The 17,620-nt window shown below is 62.9% G+C and carries 20 protein-coding genes; 18 read left to right on the top strand and 2 right to left on the bottom strand.

All coding sequences use genetic code 11. From position 1 onward, the window contains the following. Positions 1 to 18: 18 nt before the first annotated feature. From N4Q37_RS03440 to N4Q37_RS03405, 8 genes are all read left to right on the top strand, one after another. Positions 19 to 2,289: a chemotaxis protein CheA gene (locus tag N4Q37_RS03440; RefSeq protein WP_260955352.1), complete on the top strand. Its 2,271-nt coding sequence runs from the start codon at positions 19 to 21 to the stop codon at positions 2,287 to 2,289. Between the two features lie 48 nt (positions 2,290 to 2,337). After that, positions 2,338 to 3,480 (top strand): protein-glutamate methylesterase/protein-glutamine glutaminase, encoded by a 1,143-nt coding sequence (locus N4Q37_RS03435; protein ID WP_260955350.1) that lies wholly within the window; start codon positions 2,338 to 2,340, stop codon positions 3,478 to 3,480. Beyond that, positions 3,480 to 4,220 carry a flagellar motor protein gene (locus N4Q37_RS03430; RefSeq protein WP_260955348.1) on the top strand — a complete coding sequence of 247 codons (741 nt, stop codon included), beginning with the start codon at positions 3,480 to 3,482 and terminating at the stop codon, positions 4,218 to 4,220. The genes N4Q37_RS03435 and N4Q37_RS03430 overlap by 1 nt, the downstream gene beginning before the upstream one ends. 15 nt (positions 4,221 to 4,235) lie before the next feature. Beyond that, positions 4,236 to 5,120, top strand: a complete 885-nt coding sequence (gene motD / locus N4Q37_RS03425; RefSeq protein WP_260955345.1) for a flagellar motor protein MotD — start codon at positions 4,236 to 4,238, stop codon at positions 5,118 to 5,120. Positions 5,121 to 5,169: 49 nt separating this feature from the next. Further along, positions 5,170 to 5,961 (top strand): ParA family protein, encoded by a 792-nt coding sequence (locus tag N4Q37_RS03420; protein ID WP_260955344.1) that lies wholly within the window; start codon positions 5,170 to 5,172, stop codon positions 5,959 to 5,961. A 96-nt stretch (positions 5,962 to 6,057) separates the two neighbouring features. Further along, complete coding sequence (locus tag N4Q37_RS03415) at positions 6,058 to 6,930, top strand: CheW domain-containing protein (RefSeq protein WP_260955343.1); 873 nt, start codon at positions 6,058 to 6,060, stop codon at positions 6,928 to 6,930. Positions 6,931 to 7,001: 71 nt separating this feature from the next. Beyond that, complete coding sequence (locus N4Q37_RS03410; protein WP_024778681.1) at positions 7,002 to 7,487, top strand: chemotaxis protein CheW; 486 nt, start codon at positions 7,002 to 7,004, stop codon at positions 7,485 to 7,487. After that, positions 7,488 to 7,883, top strand: coding sequence for a DUF2802 domain-containing protein (locus N4Q37_RS03405; RefSeq protein WP_260955339.1), 396 nt, complete (start codon positions 7,488 to 7,490; stop codon positions 7,881 to 7,883). It abuts the gene before it with no gap. A 183-nt stretch (positions 7,884 to 8,066) separates the two neighbouring features. Here the strand turns inward: N4Q37_RS03405 and N4Q37_RS03400 are convergent, their stop codons facing one another. Together N4Q37_RS03400 and fliK are read right to left on the bottom strand one after the other, a co-directional pair. Further along, positions 8,067 to 8,396 (bottom strand): EscU/YscU/HrcU family type III secretion system export apparatus switch protein, encoded by a 330-nt coding sequence (locus N4Q37_RS03400; protein ID WP_260955337.1) that lies wholly within the window; start codon positions 8,394 to 8,396, stop codon positions 8,067 to 8,069. Further along, a complete protein-coding gene (fliK, locus tag N4Q37_RS03395) occupies positions 8,393 to 9,970 on the bottom strand; it encodes a flagellar hook-length control protein FliK (RefSeq protein WP_260955335.1) in 1,578 nt (525 codons plus the stop codon). The genes N4Q37_RS03400 and fliK overlap by 4 nt, the downstream gene beginning before the upstream one ends. A 198-nt stretch (positions 9,971 to 10,168) precedes the next feature. Here fliK and ccmA point away from each other — a divergent pair, with 198 nt between their 5' ends. The 10 genes from ccmA to N4Q37_RS03345 all read left to right on the top strand — a co-directional run bounded on the left by ccmA (position 10,169) and on the right by N4Q37_RS03345 (position 17,557). Next, positions 10,169 to 10,804, top strand: coding sequence for a cytochrome c biogenesis heme-transporting ATPase CcmA (ccmA, locus tag N4Q37_RS03390; protein WP_260955332.1), 636 nt, complete (start codon positions 10,169 to 10,171; stop codon positions 10,802 to 10,804). Then, entirely contained in the window at positions 10,801 to 11,469 is a 669-nt protein-coding gene (gene ccmB, locus N4Q37_RS03385; protein ID WP_003183957.1) for a heme exporter protein CcmB, read from the top strand. Before ccmA ends, ccmB begins: the two co-directional genes overlap by 4 nt. 95 nt (positions 11,470 to 11,564) lie before the next feature. Beyond that, on the top strand, positions 11,565 to 12,320 hold the full coding sequence (locus tag N4Q37_RS03380) for a heme ABC transporter permease (RefSeq protein ID WP_260955327.1): 756 nt from the start codon (positions 11,565 to 11,567) through the stop codon (positions 12,318 to 12,320). Then, the gene (gene ccmD, locus N4Q37_RS03375; protein ID WP_260955326.1) at positions 12,317 to 12,493 is read left to right on the top strand and encodes a heme exporter protein CcmD; all 177 of its coding nucleotides are present in this window, start codon (positions 12,317 to 12,319) and stop codon (positions 12,491 to 12,493) included. Before N4Q37_RS03380 ends, ccmD begins: the two co-directional genes overlap by 4 nt. Then, positions 12,490 to 12,945: a cytochrome c maturation protein CcmE gene (gene ccmE, locus N4Q37_RS03370; protein ID WP_260955324.1), complete on the top strand. Its 456-nt coding sequence runs from the start codon at positions 12,490 to 12,492 to the stop codon at positions 12,943 to 12,945. The genes ccmD and ccmE overlap by 4 nt, the downstream gene beginning before the upstream one ends. A gap of 3 nt (positions 12,946 to 12,948) precedes the next feature. Then, positions 12,949 to 14,937 carry a heme lyase CcmF/NrfE family subunit gene (locus tag N4Q37_RS03365; protein ID WP_260955322.1) on the top strand — a complete coding sequence of 663 codons (1,989 nt, stop codon included), beginning with the start codon at positions 12,949 to 12,951 and terminating at the stop codon, positions 14,935 to 14,937. Beyond that, complete coding sequence (locus N4Q37_RS03360) at positions 14,934 to 15,470, top strand: DsbE family thiol:disulfide interchange protein (protein ID WP_260955320.1); 537 nt, start codon at positions 14,934 to 14,936, stop codon at positions 15,468 to 15,470. The genes N4Q37_RS03365 and N4Q37_RS03360 overlap by 4 nt, the downstream gene beginning before the upstream one ends. Beyond that, positions 15,467 to 15,940, top strand: a complete 474-nt coding sequence (locus N4Q37_RS03355) for a cytochrome c-type biogenesis protein (RefSeq protein ID WP_260955318.1) — start codon at positions 15,467 to 15,469, stop codon at positions 15,938 to 15,940. The genes N4Q37_RS03360 and N4Q37_RS03355 overlap by 4 nt, the downstream gene beginning before the upstream one ends. Continuing rightward, positions 15,933 to 17,135 carry a c-type cytochrome biogenesis protein CcmI gene (gene ccmI, locus N4Q37_RS03350; protein WP_260955316.1) on the top strand — a complete coding sequence of 401 codons (1,203 nt, stop codon included), beginning with the start codon at positions 15,933 to 15,935 and terminating at the stop codon, positions 17,133 to 17,135. Before N4Q37_RS03355 ends, ccmI begins: the two co-directional genes overlap by 8 nt. Before the next feature lie 14 nt (positions 17,136 to 17,149). Beyond that, positions 17,150 to 17,557, top strand: a complete 408-nt coding sequence (locus tag N4Q37_RS03345; protein ID WP_260955315.1) for a hypothetical protein — start codon at positions 17,150 to 17,152, stop codon at positions 17,555 to 17,557. Positions 17,558 to 17,620: the final 63 nt, after the last annotated feature.

Raw genomic sequence — 17,620 nt, 5'->3', positions numbered from 1 at the left:
GTTTAGGAGCATCCATTAATGAGCTTCGGCGCCGATGAAGAGATCCTTCAGGATTTCCTGGTTGAGGCCGGCGAGATTCTAGAGCAACTGTCCGAGCAACTGGTCGAGCTGGAAAGCCGGCCTGACGATGCGGACCTGCTCAATGCAATTTTTCGCGGTTTCCACACTGTAAAAGGAGGCGCCGGCTTCCTCCAGCTCAACGAGTTGGTGGAGTGCTGTCACATTGCCGAGAACGTGTTCGACATCCTGCGCAAGGGTGAGCGTCGCGTTGATGCGGAATTGATGGACGTGGTGCTTGAGGCGCTGGATGCGGTCAACAGCATGTTCAGCGAAGTGCGTGACCGTTCGCCGATCACTCCCGCCACACCAGAGTTGCTCGCCGCGCTGTCGCGCCTGGCCGAGCCGCAGTCGGCCGATGAGGCCGTAGCGGTCGAGCCGGTCGTTGAAGAGCCGGTGGTCGAAGAACCGGTCGCCGAGGCGTCGGACGACATCACCGATAACGAATTCGAACAACTGCTGGATTCGCTGAGCGCGGCCAAGGCCGAGGCCCAGGCTCCGGCGCAACCTGCCGCTGCGGCTGCCTCGACGGGCGATGCAGCCGGTGACGAGATCACCGATGCCGAGTTCGAGTCGTTGCTCGATCAGCTCCACGGCAAGGGTCAGTTCGCTGCCGATTCGCTCGTTCCACCGACCGCACCCGTTGCAGCGAAGGTCGAGAGCGACAGTGGCGACATTACCGATGACGAATTCGAAGCCTTGCTCGACCAGTTGCACGGCAAGGGCAACTTTGCCGTCGAGGCACTGGATTCGGCCATCGCTTCGGCGCCGACGCCGGCCCAGCCTGCCGCCGCGGCGGCAGGCAGTGACCTGATCACTGACCACGAATTCGAATCGTTGCTCGATGAGTTGCATGGCAAGGGCAAGTTCAGCGAAGTCGGCACAGCCACCGCTGCGCCTGCCGCCGCAGCAACCGTAGCCAGCGCACCGGCGGCCAAGGCTGCGCCAAAACCTGTTGCCAAGGCGCCGGAGCCAAAGACCGAGCCCGCCAAGCCAGCCGCTGCGGCTGCGACGCCTGCCCGTGCCCCGGCGGCTGCGCCGGCGGAAAAACCGACCAGCGAAGCCGAAACCACCGTTCGGGTCGACACCGCACGCCTGGACGAGATCATGAACATGGTCGGCGAACTGGTGCTGGTGCGTAACCGCCTGGTGCGCCTGGGCCTCAACAGCCAGGACGAAGCCATGTCCAAGGCCGTGTCGAACCTCGACGTGGTCACGGCCGACCTGCAGACCGCGGTGATGAAGACCCGGATGCAGCCGATCAAGAAAGTCTTCGGCCGCTTCCCGCGTTTGGTTCGCGACCTGGCTCGCCAGCTCAAGAAAGAAATCAACCTGGAACTGGTGGGCGAAGAGACCGACCTCGACAAGAACCTCGTCGAGGCCCTGGCCGACCCGCTGGTCCACTTGGTGCGCAACGCGGTCGACCATGGTATCGAGTCGCCGGAAGAGCGCGAGGCCTCGGGCAAGGCCCGTAGCGGCAAGGTCGTGCTGGCCGCGGAGCAGGAGGGCGACCACATCCTGCTGTCGATCTCCGACGACGGCAAGGGCATGGACCCGGAAGTGTTGCGTGCCATCGCGGTGAAGCGTGGTGTCATGGACAAGGACGCCGCCGACCGCTTGAGCGATACCGAGTGCTACAACCTGATCTTCGCCCCGGGCTTCTCCACCAAGACCGAGATTTCCGACGTATCGGGCCGCGGCGTGGGCATGGACGTGGTGAAAACCAAGATCTCCCAGCTCAATGGCTCGATCAATATCCATTCGGTCAAGGGCTCGGGTTCGAAGATCCTGATCAAGGTCCCGCTGACCCTGGCGATCATGCCGACCCTGATGGTGATGCTGGGCAACCAGGCGTTCGCCTTCCCGCTGGTCAACGTCAACGAGATCTTCCACCTCGACCTGTCGCGCACCAACGTGGTGGACGGCCAGGAAGTGGTGATCGTGCGGGACAAGGCGCTGCCGCTGTTCTACCTCAAGCGCTGGCTGGTCAGCTCTGCGGTCCACGAGGAGCAGGGTGAAGGCCATGTGGTGATCCTTTCGGTAGGTACCCAGCGGATCGGCTTCGTTGTCGACCAGTTGGTGGGCCAGGAAGAAGTGGTCATCAAGCCGTTGGGCAAGATGCTCCAGGGCACACCGGGCATGTCTGGCGCCACCATCACCGGTGACGGCCGCATCGCCTTGATCCTCGATGTGCCAAGCATGCTCAAGCGTTACGCCGCACGGCGTATTTGATTCTGGAGGGGCGTGGCCCAGGGCCGCGCCTCGCCTAACGGAGTGTTTATGGTAGTTAAAGTCCTGGTGGTGGACGATTCGGGGTTCTTCCGCCGTCGCGTCTCGGAAATTCTTTCAGCGGATACGAGCATTCAGGTGGTCGGTACGGCGACCAATGGTAAAGAGGCGATCGATCAGGCGCTGAGTCTCAAGCCAGACGTGATCACCATGGACTACGAGATGCCGATGATGGACGGCATCACGGCTGTGCGGCACATCATGCAGCGCTGCCCGACCCCCGTGTTGATGTTCTCGTCCCTGACCCACGAAGGCGCCCGGGTGACCCTCGATGCGCTGGACGCCGGGGCAGTGGATTTCCTGCCGAAGAATTTCGAAGACATTTCGCGCAACCCGGACAAAGTCCGGCAATTGCTCTGCGAAAAGGTCCACAGCATTTCCCGCAGCAACCGACGTTTCGGCTCCTTCAGCCCGTCGGCACCCGCGGCTGCGCCAAGCCCTGCGCCGGCACCGACGGCTCCGTCGAGCAGCTTCAATCCGCCACCGGTTCGCAGTGCGCCTGCCCGTCCGGCAGTCGCTGCGCCAGCTCCGGCGCCATCGTCTGCCTCATCGTCCGTCGCGCCCAAGCGCAAAGCCTACAAACTGGTGGCCATCGGTACTTCCACGGGCGGTCCGGTGGCGTTGCAGCGGGTCCTGACCCAACTGCCGGCCAACTTCCCGGCGCCCATCGTGCTGATCCAACACATGCCCGCTGCCTTCACCAAGGCGTTTGCCGAGCGCCTGGACAAGCTGTGCCGCATCAGCGTCAAGGAAGCCGAGGATGGCGATATCCTGCGTCCTGGCCTGGCACTGCTGGCGCCGGGGGGCAAGCAGATGATGGTCGATGGCCGTGGCGCGGTGAAAATCCTGCCAGGCGATGAGCGTCTGAACTACAAGCCTTGCGTGGACATTACCTTCGGTTCCGCCGCCAAGTCCTACGGTGACAAAGTTCTGGCGGTGGTGCTCACCGGTATGGGCGCCGACGGTCGCGAAGGCGCCCGCCTGCTCAAGCAGGGGGGTAGTTCGATCTGGGCCCAGGACGAAGCGAGCTGCGTGATCTACGGCATGCCGATGGCCATCGTCAAGGCCGACCTCGCCGATGCAGTGTACAGCCTGGATGACATCGGTAGACACCTCGTCGAGGCCTGCCAGTAATGGATGTGCTCAGCCTGATCGGCATCATCATGGCGTTCGTCGCCATCATTGGCGGCAATTACCTGGAGGGCGGTCACCTCGGGGCCTTGGCCAATGGTCCGGCGGCGTTGATCGTGCTCGGCGGCACCATTGGCGCGGCGCTGTTGCAGTCGCCCATGAGTGCCTTCAAGCGAGCCATCCAGGTGCTGGCCTGGATCCTGTTCCCGCCACGGGTCGACCTGGCCGGTGGCATCGACCGCGTGGTGAACTGGAGCCTGACCGCGCGCAAGGAAGGCTTGTTGGGCCTGGAAGGGATCGCTGACGCCGAGCCCGACAATTACTCGCGCAAGGGCCTGCAATTGCTGGTCGACGGCGCCGAGCCGGAGGCCATTCGCAGCATTCTCGAAGTGGATTTCTACACCCAGGAAAGCCGTGATATCGAAGCGGCCAAGGTGTTCGAAAGCATGGGCGGCTACGCGCCAACCATCGGTATCATCGGGGCGGTGATGGGGCTGATCCATGTGATGGGCAACCTGGCCGACCCCTCGCAGCTGGGCAGCGGCATCGCCGTGGCGTTCGTCGCCACGATCTATGGCGTGGCCAGTGCCAACCTGGTGTTGCTGCCGATTGCCGCCAAGCTCAAGTCCATCGCGTTGCGCCAGTCGCGTTATCGCGAAATGCTGCTTGAAGGCATCCTGTCCATCGCCGAAGGTGAAAACCCGCGTTCCATTGAATTGAAGCTCCAGGGCTTCATGGATTAATGGGAGTAATGGATCATGGCGCGCCGCAGGCATCATGAAGAACACGTCAATCATGAACGCTGGCTGGTTTCCTACGCCGACTTCATCACGCTGCTGTTCGCCTTCTTCGTGGTCATGTATTCGATCTCGTCGATCAACGAAGGCAAGTACAAAATCATTTCCGAGGCCTTGATCGGCGTCTTCACCGATTCCGATCGCGCCCTCAAGCCTATTCCCATTGGCGAGGAGCGGCCCAGGAGCAGCACGCCGGCCAAGCCGCTGGTCAAGGACTCCGAACAGGTCGAGGCTGGCATTGCCGGCAGCAACGACCCGTTGAAGAGCATCGCCGACGACATCAGCGCGGCATTCGGCGACCTGATCAAATCCAACCAGATGACCGTGCGCGGCAACGAGCTGTGGGTCGAGATCGAACTCAACTCCAGCCTGTTGTTCGGCAGCGGCGACGCAATGCCCAGCGACATGGCATTCAATATCATCGACAAGGTGGCGGCGATCCTGAAGCCATTCGACAACCCGATCCATGTCGAAGGCTTCACCGATGACCAGCCGATCCGTACCGCGCAATACCCGACCAACTGGGAGCTGTCCTCGGCCCGTTCGGCCAGCATCGTGCGCATGCTGGCGATGCAGGGTGTGAACCCCGGCCGCCTGGCCTCGGTGGGCTACGGCGAGTTCCAGCCAGTGGCCAACAACGCCACCGCCGAGGGGCGGGCACGCAACCGCCGCGTGGTGTTGGTGGTCTCGCGCAACCTCGACGTACGGCGCAGCCTGACCGGTACAGGCACCGCCAATGCAACTCCGGATGCCGCATTGAAGCGGGCTGGCACACAAACTGCACCGTCCCCGATCAAATCGTCGGGAAGACAGAGTGCCGTCAATTCTCCGTCACCCGCCTTATAACCGAGCTATTTCTCGGTCGAGCCTGTTTCGACCGGGAGGAACGATCCGAATGAGAGTCTGGGCAGTCGCCAATCAAAAAGGTGGTGTGGGCAAGACCACATCTTCCATTGCGTTAGCCGGGTTGCTGGCCGAGGCGGGCAAGCGCGTCGTTATCGTCGACCTGGACCCCCATGGCTCGATGACCAGCTATTTTGGCTACGACCCCGACAGCCTCGAGCACAGTAACTATGACCTGTTCCTGCACAAGGGCAGCGTGCCAGAGGGGTTGCCGGGGCAGTTGTTGCTGTCCACCAGCGACGAGCGGATTTCCCTGTTGCCGTCGAGCACCGCGCTGGCCACCCTCGAACGGCAGTCGCCGGGGCAGAGCGGCCTGGGCCTGGTGATCGCCAAGAGTCTGGCGCAGCTTTGGCAGGATTTCGACTACGCGATCATCGACAGCCCGCCCTTGCTTGGCCTGTTGATGGTCAATGCCTTGGCGGCCAGCCAGCAACTGGTGATCCCGGTGCAGACCGAGCACCTGGCGGTCAAGGGCCTGGAGCGCATGGTCAATACCCTGGCGATGGTCAACCGCTCGCGCAAGCAGTCGCTGGCCTTCAACATCGTGCCGACCTTGTTCGATCGTCGTACCCAGGCGTCCCTGGGCACCTTGCGCGTATTGCGCGACAAATACCCGGATGACATCTGGCAGGGCTATATCCCGGTCGACACGCGCTTGCGCGACGCCAGCCGTACCGGTGTGACCCCTTCGCAATTCGATGGCAAGAGCCGTGGCGTGCTGGCGTACCGGGCGCTGCTCAAGCACCTGCTGGCCCAGCAGCTCGTCCCGCAGCAGGTGGCTTGAAGTGATGAGGCTTTCCACCGGCATCGCGCTTGCCTGCGAGCGCTCAAGTCCTGAGGTATCCGTGCCGATAACCTTTTCAAGGGGCGGGTTGTTTTCATGAGCCGCCCGATAAAGACAACCTCGCGCCCGCAACTGGCCTTGCAGTCCTACCTGGACGGGCTATTGCAGGAAGCGACTGAAGAACTGCCACCGCAACCGAGCGTGGTCGAGGCATTGCCCGAACCCGTCGAAGCCGAAGGTGTGTTGGATGAGTTCCAGGCGGCCGTGCTCGAAGAGCAGGCCCGTGATGCGAAGCAGTCAGTGATTGCCGCAGCGGTCGAGGCACCGTTCAGCAAGCCTAAGGTGGCGGTGCTGGATGCTCCCGCGCCGATCCTGGCGCCGGTGTCCACCGTCGCCCCATTGTTGCAGGGCCTGGTGACGCCCGTGGTGGAGGTCCATCTGCCACCGAGCAATACACCGCCGCCGGTGCAGGTCGATGATCGTCCGGCCTGGGCCGCCGAGCCGTTCGAGTGTCTGTTGTTCGATGTGGCCGGGTTGACCCTGGCGGTGCCGCTGGTATGCCTGGGATCGATTTATTCCCTGGCTGGGCATGAATTGACACCGTTGTTCGGCCAGCCGGAATGGTTTCTCGGCATCCTGCCGAGCCAGGCCGGCAACCTGAAGGTGCTGGACACTGCTCGCTGGGTGATGCCCGACCGCTATCGCGATGATTTTCGCCAGGGCTTGCAGTACGTGATTTCGGTGCAAGGTTACGAGTGGGGGCTGGCGGTGCATCAGGTCAGCCGTTCGTTGCGCCTGGACCCGAACGAGATCAAGTGGCGCAGCCATCGAGGGCAACGGCCATGGCTGGCCGGCACGGTGATCGAGCACATGTGCGCCTTGCTGGACGTTTCCGAACTGGCCGAGCTGATTGCCAGTGGCGGGGCAAAACACCTGGGCGGCGCCAAGCCGGTCCGGAAACCGAAATAGAAAACCGGTGACGCACCGCGTCGCCGGGCAGAACACACACCGCCACAGGCGGTTTTTCGAGGGGTCAGGGTATGAATGATAAGGCGTCGTCTCTCAAGGGTTCCGAAGATCCGATCTTGCAATGGGTGACCTTCAAGCTCGATAACGAAACCTATGGCATCAACGTGATGCGCGTTCAGGAAGTGTTGCGCTATACCGAGATCGCTCCGGTACCGGGCGCACCCAGCTACGTGCTGGGGATCATCAACCTGCGTGGCAACGTGGTCACGGTGATCGATACCCGCCAGCGCTTCGGCCTGAACTCCACCGAGGTCAACGACAACACCCGTATCGTGATCATCGAGGCTGACAAGCAAGTGGTCGGCATCCTCGTCGACAGCGTCGCCGAAGTGGTTTACTTGCGTCAGTCGGAAATCGAAACCGCACCTAACGTGGGTAACGAAGAGTCGGCCAAGTTCATCCAGGGCGTTTGCAACAAGAACAATGAGTTGCTGATCCTGGTCGAGCTGGAAAAAATGATGAGTGAAGAAGAATGGTCGGAACTGGAGAGTATCTGATTGATTCTTGAGGTAGCAGTCATTGTCCTGTTCCTGTTCTGGGCAGGCACGCTGGCGATGTTCCTGGCCTACATTCGTGGCCAGCGGCAGGTCGCCGCTCAGCAGGCCCAGGGTGATGCGCTGCGCGACCAGCGCATCAAAGACCTGGCCAAGCGCGTCGACGATTATCAGAACGGCACCGTGCGCATGGGCGAAGCCATCCATGAACTGCGTGCCGTGCTCGCGCCGTTGCCGGACAAACTCGCCCAGCTGGAGCAACGCGACCCCTCCAGCCTGTCCTTCGCCCAGGCCGCCCGCCTGGTGGGCATGGGCGCCAGCGTCGACGAACTGACCCAGGCTTGCGGCTTGACCCAGGCCGAGGCGGAGTTGATGAGCAAGCTGCATAGGGGCGGGTGAGCGCCTCAAGCCGCAAAACCTGTAGGAGCAAAGCTTGCTCGCGATAGCGGTAGACCAGTCAAGACAATTGTCGACTGACCTGCCCCAATCGCGAGCAAGCTTTGCTCCCACAGGTTGGTGCGCCGTTTGATTCCGGACACATCGAGTAGCAGCAAGGATCTTTTTATCCCGAGGTTATCGTGGTCAGTAGTCCTCGCCACGTCCCGTTACATCCTTCTCCCTCTCTTGCGCATTCGGATCGAAGCCCTTGGGAAACTTGCCCTTGAGGTTCCAGGCAAACGCGATGATCTCGGCGATCGTGCGGTACAACTCCTCCGGGATGCTGTCCCCCAGTTCCAGTCGCGCCAGCAACTTCACCAGCTCGGCATTCTCGTAGATCGGCACTTCACTTTCCCGGGCAATGCGCAGGATTTCCTCGGCCAGGGCTTCGTCGCCCTTGGCGGTGAGGGTCGGGGCGTGGTGGCCGTCGTATTTGAGGGCGATGGCCTGGCGCGCTTCGGTGTGGTTTGTCATGCGGTTTCGTCCACCCAGCGTTGTTCCAGGCGTGTCTTGGGGCCTTGGGGGGGAATGCCGAGATGGCAATCCAGTTCGCTGACATCCAGGCCGCAGTCCAGCAGGCGTTCACGCAGTGCCTTCAGGTTGCTTTCGATCAGTCTCGCGGTATAGGGCCGTTCCGCCCACAGCTGGCTGGACAGGCTGCCGCTGAGCAATTGGGCCTGAACCTGCAGCGGCCCGAGCGGTTCCATGTCGAACGCCAGTTCTACCCGCCAGAGTTGCTGTTTCGGCTCGCGCTCACGCTCTTCCTTGCGTTCTGGGGGATGCTCGCGGGACGGGGTTTCCTCGCGCTGGAGCTTGACTTGCAACGGCACGATGTCCTGCAGGTTGCGCATCGGGATTTCCAACTGCCAAGTGCTCATCAACCGACCGTCATCGGTCAGGCCGGTCTGTTCCAGGCTCGACAACTGGTGGCTTTGCAGGCGTGACACCGCGGCAGCGGCCAGGCGCAACAGGTGCTCCAGATCGCCTTCTTCGTCCTGCTCCTTGAGCAGCCGCGAGGGCAGGGGGAAGCTGGTAGGTGGCGGCTTGGCGCTGACCTGGCCGAGCATCCCCAGGGCACTGCGCACGAAACTGGGCAGCGCCTGGGCCAGTGTGTTGGCAGCGATGATGGCGCCAAGGTTGGTGGAGGCGGGCAGGGCCGGGGTCAGTTGGGCGATCAGTTTCAGCAGGTCGCTTTTCATGTCCGGCACCAGCGCCGGGGGCTGCCCGGCCAGCAGTTTGCTTTCCAGGAACACGCCGCTGGCGGCCATGGCTTGGGCCAGGCCTTTGGGCGAGCTCAGTTGCTGGGCATCCGGCAGGCCAGCCAGCAAGCGCGTCACCGCGGCACGCAGTTCGGCGCCGGTATCGTCAGTGGCCGGCAGGTTTTGCAGGGCGCTGATCAGATTGTCCAGCGAACCCTGGCGGCTGATTTGAGTGACCAGTTGCTGGCTCACCGCCAGTTGCTCCTGGCGGTTGCTCAGCGGAACGAATTTCAGCGTCTGGGCGTCTTGCACCTGGGCGCTGAGCAGCGTGCCGACGCGCAGCGGCTGGGGGCTGTCGATGTCCAGCGTACTGCCGGCCTGGGCGGTGTTGACCAGGTTCACCAACGAGCGATAGACCGCCGGCTGCCCTGGCACCGTTGGCAACGCCTGGCTGGTCAGCACCTTGCCTTGCAGCAGCGTGCCTACCGGCATCTGTGCGGTGTCGAGACGGGTGAGGGTGGCGACGCTGGAGACGATGGCCTGTTGCACCGTAATCGCCAGGTTGCTGGCCGATGGCTGGGTCACGGCCAGGCTGGTGCCTTGGGGCAACGGTTGGGTGCTGGTGGCCTGCACGGTGGTCTGGCGGCCGCCCTCCAGGGTGACCTTGAGCAACAGCTGGAAAGTCTGGTCGGCCTGCTTGAGCGACAGCACTTCGGCCTGTGCGGTCTGGCCCGAGCGAATCAGGCCTTCGGCTGGCACCAGCAGCTTGAGCAACTCGCCGCTGACTGCTGGCATACGCGTCGCCGCCGTGGGCTGGGGCAGCGGCGGGATGTTCATGTCGCCTGTCATCTAAGCGCTTACCTTGGAGAAAAATGCCCTCATTAGAGTAGGGCATCGCATGTATAATGCCGCCCGTCTTTCAGGGTGTGGCGAAAACCTTGCAATTGTTTGACGCAGCTCTGTGGAACAGGCCGTCAATGCATCTATGCTGCATCTCTTTAACGGCCGCAGCAGCGCCGACTTGAACCGTATAAGGCCCGCAATCCCTTGACCAGTCCTCTTTTGCAAACCGTCGGCCTCGCCTGTGAGCGAGACTCGCGGCTGCTTTTCGAACACCTCGAATTGAGACTCTCGCCTGGCGATATGGTGCAGATCAGCGGGCCCAACGGCAGCGGCAAGACCAGCCTGTTGCGGCTGCTGGCCGGATTGATGCACCCCACCGCAGGCCAAGTGCTGCTCAATGGCCAGCCGTTGCATGGCCAGCGCAGCGAACTGGCCCGCAACCTGCTCTGGATTGGCCATGCCGCTGGCATCAAGGATCTGTTGACCGCCGAAGAAAACCTCAGTTGGTTGTGCGCGCTGCATCGACCGGTGGCGCGCGAGGCGATCTGGCAGGCGTTGGCGACGGTGGGACTGCGTGGTTTCGAAGATGTTCCATGTCACACCCTTTCCGCCGGCCAGCAACGCCGCGTGGCCCTGGCCCGGTTGTACCTCGACGGCCCACCGCTGTGGATCCTCGATGAACCGTTCACCGCCCTGGACAAGCAAGGGGTGGCGCAGCTCGAAGAGCACCTGGCCCGACACTGCGAGCAGGGCGGCATGGTGCTGTTGACCACCCATCACACCTTGGCGCGGATGCCGTCCGGTTATCGCAACATCGATCTGGGGAATTGGGCCGTATGAGTGTGTTTGGCCTGTTGCTCGCCCGCGAGGCGCGCTTGTTGTTCCGTCGTCCGGCCGAGTTGGCCAATCCGCTGGTGTTCTTTGCAATCGTCATCGCACTGTTCCCGCTGGCGGTCGGGCCGGAGACTCAATTGTTGCAAACCTTGTCGCCGGGGTTGGTCTGGGTGGCGGCACTTTTATCGGTCCTGCTCTCGCTGGACGGGCTTTTCCGCAGTGATTTCGAAGACGGTTCCCTGGAACAGTGGGTCCTTTCGTCGCACCCCCTGGCCCTTCTGGTTTTGGCCAAGGTACTGGCACACTGGGTTTTTTCCGGCCTGGCGCTGGTGCTGCTCTCGCCGCTGCTGGCGATGATGCTGGGCTTGCCCGCTGCCTGCATGCCGGTGCTGCTGGTCTCGTTGTTGCTGGGCACGCCAGTGCTGAGCCTGCTCGGTGCGGTGGGCGCGGCGTTGACGGTGGGCTTGAAGCGTGGCGGCCTGTTGTTGGCGCTGCTGATCCTGCCGCTGTATATCCCGGTGTTGATCCTGGGCAGTGGCGCCTTGCAGGCGGCCCTGCAAGGCATGCCGGCAACCGGTTATCTGCTGTGGCTTGGGAGCCTGACCGCCCTGGCGATAACCCTGACACCCTTTGCAATAGCCGCTGGCCTGAAGATCAGCGTCGGCGAATAATAACGAGGCCTGGTCAAGAAACGACCACTTCCGTGTGAAGTAAAGGCAGACCCGGCGGTTCGTGATGGCGAGCCGCAACCGTGATGGAAACTGCAATGAACTGGACCTGGTTTCATAAGCTTGGCTCACCCAAGTGGTTCTACGGTATCAGCGGCAAGCTGCTGCCCTGGTTGAGCCTCTTCGCTCTGCTGCTGATCGGCTGCGGCGTGGTCTGGGGGCTGGCCTTCGCCCCGCCGGATTACCAGCAGGGCAACAGCTTCCGCATCATTTATATCCACGTTCCCACGGCGATGCTGGCCCAGTCCATCTACGTGATGCTGGCAGTGTGCGGCGTGGTCGGCCTGGTGTGGAAAATGAAACTGGCTGACGTGGCCCTGCAATGCGCCGCGCCCATCGGTGCCTGGATGACCGCCGTGGCGCTGGTGACCGGCGCGATCTGGGGCAAGCCGACCTGGGGTTCATGGTGGGTCTGGGATGCCCGACTGACGTCGATGCTGATCCTGCTGTTCCTGTACTTCGGTCTTATTGCGCTGGGCAACGCCATCAGTAATCGTGACAGTGCCGCCAAGGCCTGCGCGGTGCTGGCGATTGTCGGGGTGATCAACATCCCGATCATCAAGTACTCGGTGGAGTGGTGGAACACCCTGCATCAGGGCGCGACCTTCAAACTCACCGAAAAACCGGCGATGCCTGTCGAGATGTGGCTGCCGCTGCTGCTCTGCGCGCTGGGTTTCTATTGCTTCTTCGGCGCCGTGCTGTTGCTGCGCATGCGCCTGGAAGTGCTCAAGCGCGAATCCCGCGCCAGCTGGGTGAAAGCCGAAGTACAGAACAGCCTGGAGGTCGCTCGATGAGTTTTGCTTCATTCGGTGATTTTCTCGCCATGGGCCATCATGGCCTGTATGTCTGGTCAGCCTATGGCATCTGCCTGGCGGTGCTGGCCCTCAACGTGGCGGTGCCGATCCTGGCCCGCAAGCGGTATCTGCAACAAGAGGCGCGTCGTCTGCGCCGGGAGAACGGTCGGTGAATCCGCTGCGCAAAAAACGTCTTGTCATCATTCTTGCAATCCTGGTCGGCGTTGGCGCCGCGGTCGCCCTGGCCTTGAGCGCCTTGCAGCAGAACATCAACCTGTTCTACACCCCGACCCAGATCGCCAACGGCGAAGCGCCGAAGGATACCCGCATCCGCGCCGGGGGGATGGTTGAAAAGGGCTCGCTGGTGCGTTCCGGGGATTCGCTGGACGTGACATTCAACGTCACCGACTTCAACAAGACCGTGACCATCACCTACCGCGGCATCCTCCCGGACCTGTTCCGCGAAGGCCAGGGCATCGTCGCCCTGGGCAAGCTCAACGCCGACGGTGTGGTGGTGGCCGACGAAGTGCTGGCCAAGCACGATGAAAAATACATGCCGCCGGAAGTGACCAAGGCCCTGAAAGACAGCGGCCAGTCGGCGCCTGTCCCAGCGAAGGAGGGTTGAGCGATGAATACCGGCATCTTTATTCCCGAGCTGGGTCACCTGGCGATGATCCTGGCCTTGTGCCTTGCGTTGGTACAGGCCGTGGTGCCGTTGCTCGGTGCCTGGCGCGGCGACCGTCTGTGGATGGGCCTGGCCCGGCCGGCGGCATGGGGCCAGTTCGCGTTCATGGTGTTCGCTTTCGGTTGCCTGACCTACGCCTTCATGACCGACGATTTCTCCGTCGCCTATGTGGCCAGCAACTCCAACAGTGCCTTGCCCTGGTACTACAAGTTCAGTGCCGTGTGGGGCGCCCACGAAGGCTCGTTGCTGCTCTGGGCACTGATTCTTGGCGGCTGGACCTTCGCCGTCTCGGTGTTCTCCCGGCAATTGCCGCAAGTGATGCTGACCCGGGTGCTGGCGGTGATGGGCATGATCAGCAGCGGTTTCCTGCTGTTCCTGATCGTCACGTCCAACCCGTTCGAACGCATCCTGCCGCAGATGCCAACGGATGGCCGCGACCTCAACCCGTTGCTGCAGGACATCGGCCTGATCGTCCACCCGCCGATGCTCTACATGGGCTACGTCGGTTTCTCCGTAGCCTTCGCCTTCGCCATCGCCGCGTTGCTCGGTGGTCGCCTCGATGCCGCGTGGGCGCGCTGGTCGCGTCCGTGGACCATCGTCGCCTGGGCCTTCCTGGGCATCGGCATCACCTTGGGATCCTGGTGGGCTTACTACGAACTCGGCTGGGGCGGCTGGTGGTTCTGGGACCCGGTGGAAAACGCCTCCTTCATGCCCTGGCTGGTGGGTACGGCATTGATTCACTCCCTGGCCGTCACGGAAAAACGCGGCGTGTTCAAAAGCTGGACGGTGCTGCTGGCCATCGCGGCGTTCTCCCTGAGCCTGCTGGGGACCTTCCTGGTGCGTTCCGGCGTGCTGACCTCGGTGCATGCGTTCGCCTCGGACCCCGAGCGCGGCGTGTTCATCCTGATGTTCCTGCTGTTCGTGGTCGGCGGCTCGCTGACGTTGTTCGCCTTGCGCGCGCCGGTGGTGAAAAGCCAGGTCGGCTTCAACCTCTGGTCGCGGGAAACCCTGTTGCTGGGCAACAACCTGGTATTGGTGGTGGCTGCGTCGATGATCTTGCTGGGGACGTTGTACCCGCTGGTGCTCGATGCGTTGTCCGGCGCCAAGCTCTCGGTCGGACCGCCATACTTCAACGCGTTGTTCATCCCGCTGATGGCGATCCTGATGGTGGTGATGGCCGTCGGCGTGCTGGTGCGCTGGAAAGACACGCCGGTCAAATGGCTACTGGGCATGTTGACCCCCGTGATGTTGGGCACGGCTGCCCTGGCGGTGATTGCCGGTGTTGCCTATGGCGACTTCAACTGGGCGGTGCTGGCGACCTTCGTGCTGGCCGCCTGGGTACTGCTGGCCGGCGTGCGGGACATCTTCGACAAGACTCGCCACAAGGGCTTGATCAAGGGCCTGCCGACCTTGACCCGCAGCTATTGGGGCATGCAGCTCGCGCACCTGGGCATCGCCGTCTGCGCCTTGGGTGTGGTGCTCTCCAGCCAGAACAGTGCCGAGCGTGACCTGCGCCTGGCTCCGGGAGACGCTATGGACCTGGCCGGCTATCAGTTCGTTTTCGACGGTGCCAAGCATTTTGAAGGTCCGAATTTCACGTCCGACAAAGGCACCGTTCGGGTCATGCGCAACGGCCAGGAAATCACTGTGCTGCATCCGGAAAAACGCCTCTATACCGTGCAGGGCTCGATGATGACCGAAGCCGGGATCGATGCCGGGTTCACGCGCGACCTCTACGTGGCGTTGGGAGAATCTTTGGGCGACGGTGCCTGGGCGGTGCGGGTCCACGTTAAGCCGTTCGTGCGCTGGATCTGGTTTGGTGGCCTGCTCACCGCCCTGGGCGGGATGCTGGCGGCGCTGGATCGTCGTTATCGAGTCAAGGTGAAGGCCCGGGTGCGTGAGACCCTGGGCATGACGGGAGCCACTGCATGAAACGTTGGATGATGGTGTTGCCACTGGCGCTGTTCCTGGTGGTGGCGGTCTTTTTGTACCGAGGGCTTTTCCTCAACCCGGCGCAACTGCCGTCGGCGATGATCGGCAAACCGTTCCCGGAGTTTTCCCTGCCCAACGTGCAGGGTGACAGAACCCTGACCCGTGCCGACCTGCTGGGCAAGCCGGCACTGGTCAACGTTTGGGGGACCTGGTGCATTTCCTGCCGGGTCGAGCACCCGGTGCTCAACAAGCTGGCGCAGAACGGCGTGGTGATCTACGGCGTCAACTACAAGGACGTCAATGCCGACGCCTTGAAGTGGCTGAGCGAATTCCACAATCCGTACCAACTGGACATCCGCGACGAAGACGGCTCCCTGGGCCTGAACCTTGGTGTGTATGGCGCGCCGGAAACCTTCTTCATCGACGCCAAGGGCATCATCCGCGACAAGTTCGTCGGCGTGATCGATGAGCAGGTCTGGCGCGAGAAGCTCGCCGCCACGTACCAGGCACTGGTGGACGAGGCCAAGCCATGAGGCGTTGGTTAGCCGCCGTCATCCTCGGTCTGGGCCTGGCCGGCGTGGCCCATGCCGCCATCGACACCTACGAGTTCGCCAACGATGGCGAGCGCGAGCGGTTTCGCGAGCTGACCAAGGAACTGCGCTGCCCCAAGTGCCAGAACCAGGACATCGCCGACTCCAACGCCCCGATTGCCGCCGACTTGCGCAAGGAAATCTTCCGCATGCTGGGCGAGGGCAAGGACAACCAGCAGATCATCGACTTCATGGTCGATCGCTACGGTGAGTTCGTGCGCTACAACCCGGCCCTGTCCTCCAAGACTGCGCTGCTCTGGTTTGGCCCTGCCGCGCTGTTGCTCGGTGGTTTCGTCGTCATCGCGGTGATCGTGCGTCGCCGTCGTGTCCAGCGCAGCGCCGCCCCGGACACGCTTTCTGTCGAAGAGCGCCAGCGCCTCGACCAACTGTTGGATAAAACCAAGCATGATTGATTTCTGGCTCGCCGCAGGTCTGCTTCTCCTGGTTGCCCTGAGTTTTGTGTTGATCCCTGTTCTGCGCGGTCGTCGTGCCCAATTGGAAGAGGACCGTACGGCGCTCAACGTGGCGTTGTACCAGGAGCGCGTCGCCGAATTGCAGGCCGAGCGGGAGGAGGGCGTGCTCAACGCCGCGCAACTGGACACCGGTCGCGCCGAAGCCGCCCGTGAGCTGCTGGCTGACACCGAAGGGGCCGAAGCACCGCGCGAGTCCCGCTTGGGCAAGCCGTTGCCGGTGCTCGCCGCTGTGCTGGTGCCCGTGCTGGGCCTGGCGCTGTACTTGCACTTTGGCGCCAGCGACAAGGTCGAGCTGACCCGCGAATTCGCCCAGGCGCCGCAGTCCATGGAAGAAATGACCCAGCGCCTGGAGCGTGCGGTGGCGGCGCAACCGGATTCCGCCGAGGGCCTGTATTTCCTCGGGCGTACCTACATGGCGCAAGATCGCCCGGCGGATGCGGCGAGAATCTTCGAACGCACCGTGGCCGTGGCCGGCCGCCAACCGGAACTGCTGGGCCAGTGGGCCCAGGCGCAGTATTTCGCCGATGGCAAGAAATGGTCGGACAAGACCCAGGCCCTGACCGACGAAGCGCTGAAGCTCGATCCGAAAGAAGTCACCAGCCTCGGCTTATTGGGCATCGCCGCGTTCGAAGGCGAACGCTACCAGCAGGCGATCGACTACTGGGGGCGTCTGCTCGCGGAACTGCCCGAGGGCGACAAGTCCCGCGAAGCGCTGCAAGGCGGCATCGCCCGCGCCACCGAAAAACTGCACGCCAGCGGCGGCAAGGTCGCCCAGGCCCCGGCGGCCAAGGTTGCGGCACTGTTGAAAGTGCGTGTCGACCTGGCACCGGCGCTCAAGGCCAATGTGCAGCCGGGTGACAGCGTGTTCGTCTTCGCCCGCGCCGTTTCCGGTCCGCCGGCACCGTTGGCGGCCAAGCGCCTGACGGTCGCTGACCTGCCCGCCACGGTCGAACTGGGTGACGCGGACGCGATGATGCCGCAGCTGAAACTGTCGAACTTCCCTGAAGTCCAACTGGTGGCGCGGATTTCCCGCGCCGGTCAACCGACCGCCGGCGAGTGGGTCGGCCGCAGCCAACCCCTGGCGAGCAGCACCACGACGCCGCAACAATTGATCATCGACAGCCCGGACAAATAACAGGAATTCGCACCATGACCGCCATCGCTCGTATCACCTTGCTCACCCTCGTCCTGGGCCTGAGCGCTTGTGCGGTCCAGCGCCCACCGGAGCCTTCGGCACCGCTGCCGCCCATCACGCCGTCGACCCCGACCCACAAGCCGGGCCCGTCGACACCGCCGGGCAAGCCAGTGACTCCGAACAAGCCGAGCAAGCCGCTGCCGCGTACTTCCGCCAGTTTCGCCCCGCCACCGGGCGGCAACAGCCATTGGGACGCCAAGCTGGGGGTCTATGTGCTGGACAACCAGACCAACACCTTCTATCGCCAACGCACCTACTACCGCTGGAACAACGGCTGGAGCCGCTCCGTCAGCCCGAACGGGCCGTGGGAGGACACCACCATCGAAGGCGTGCCGGCGGGGTTGGGGCGGCAGTTTCATTAAGCCCCCGGGAATTCCCCGGAGCCGGGGGATTTATCTGTGGGAGCAAGCTTTGCTCCCACATGA

Source organism: Pseudomonas citri, assembly GCF_025336485.1.
Classification (GTDB): domain Bacteria; phylum Pseudomonadota; class Gammaproteobacteria; order Pseudomonadales; family Pseudomonadaceae; genus Aquipseudomonas; species Aquipseudomonas citri.
Note: the sequence above shows the minus strand (reverse complement) of the source record. Positions and strands in the feature narration are given on the sequence as shown.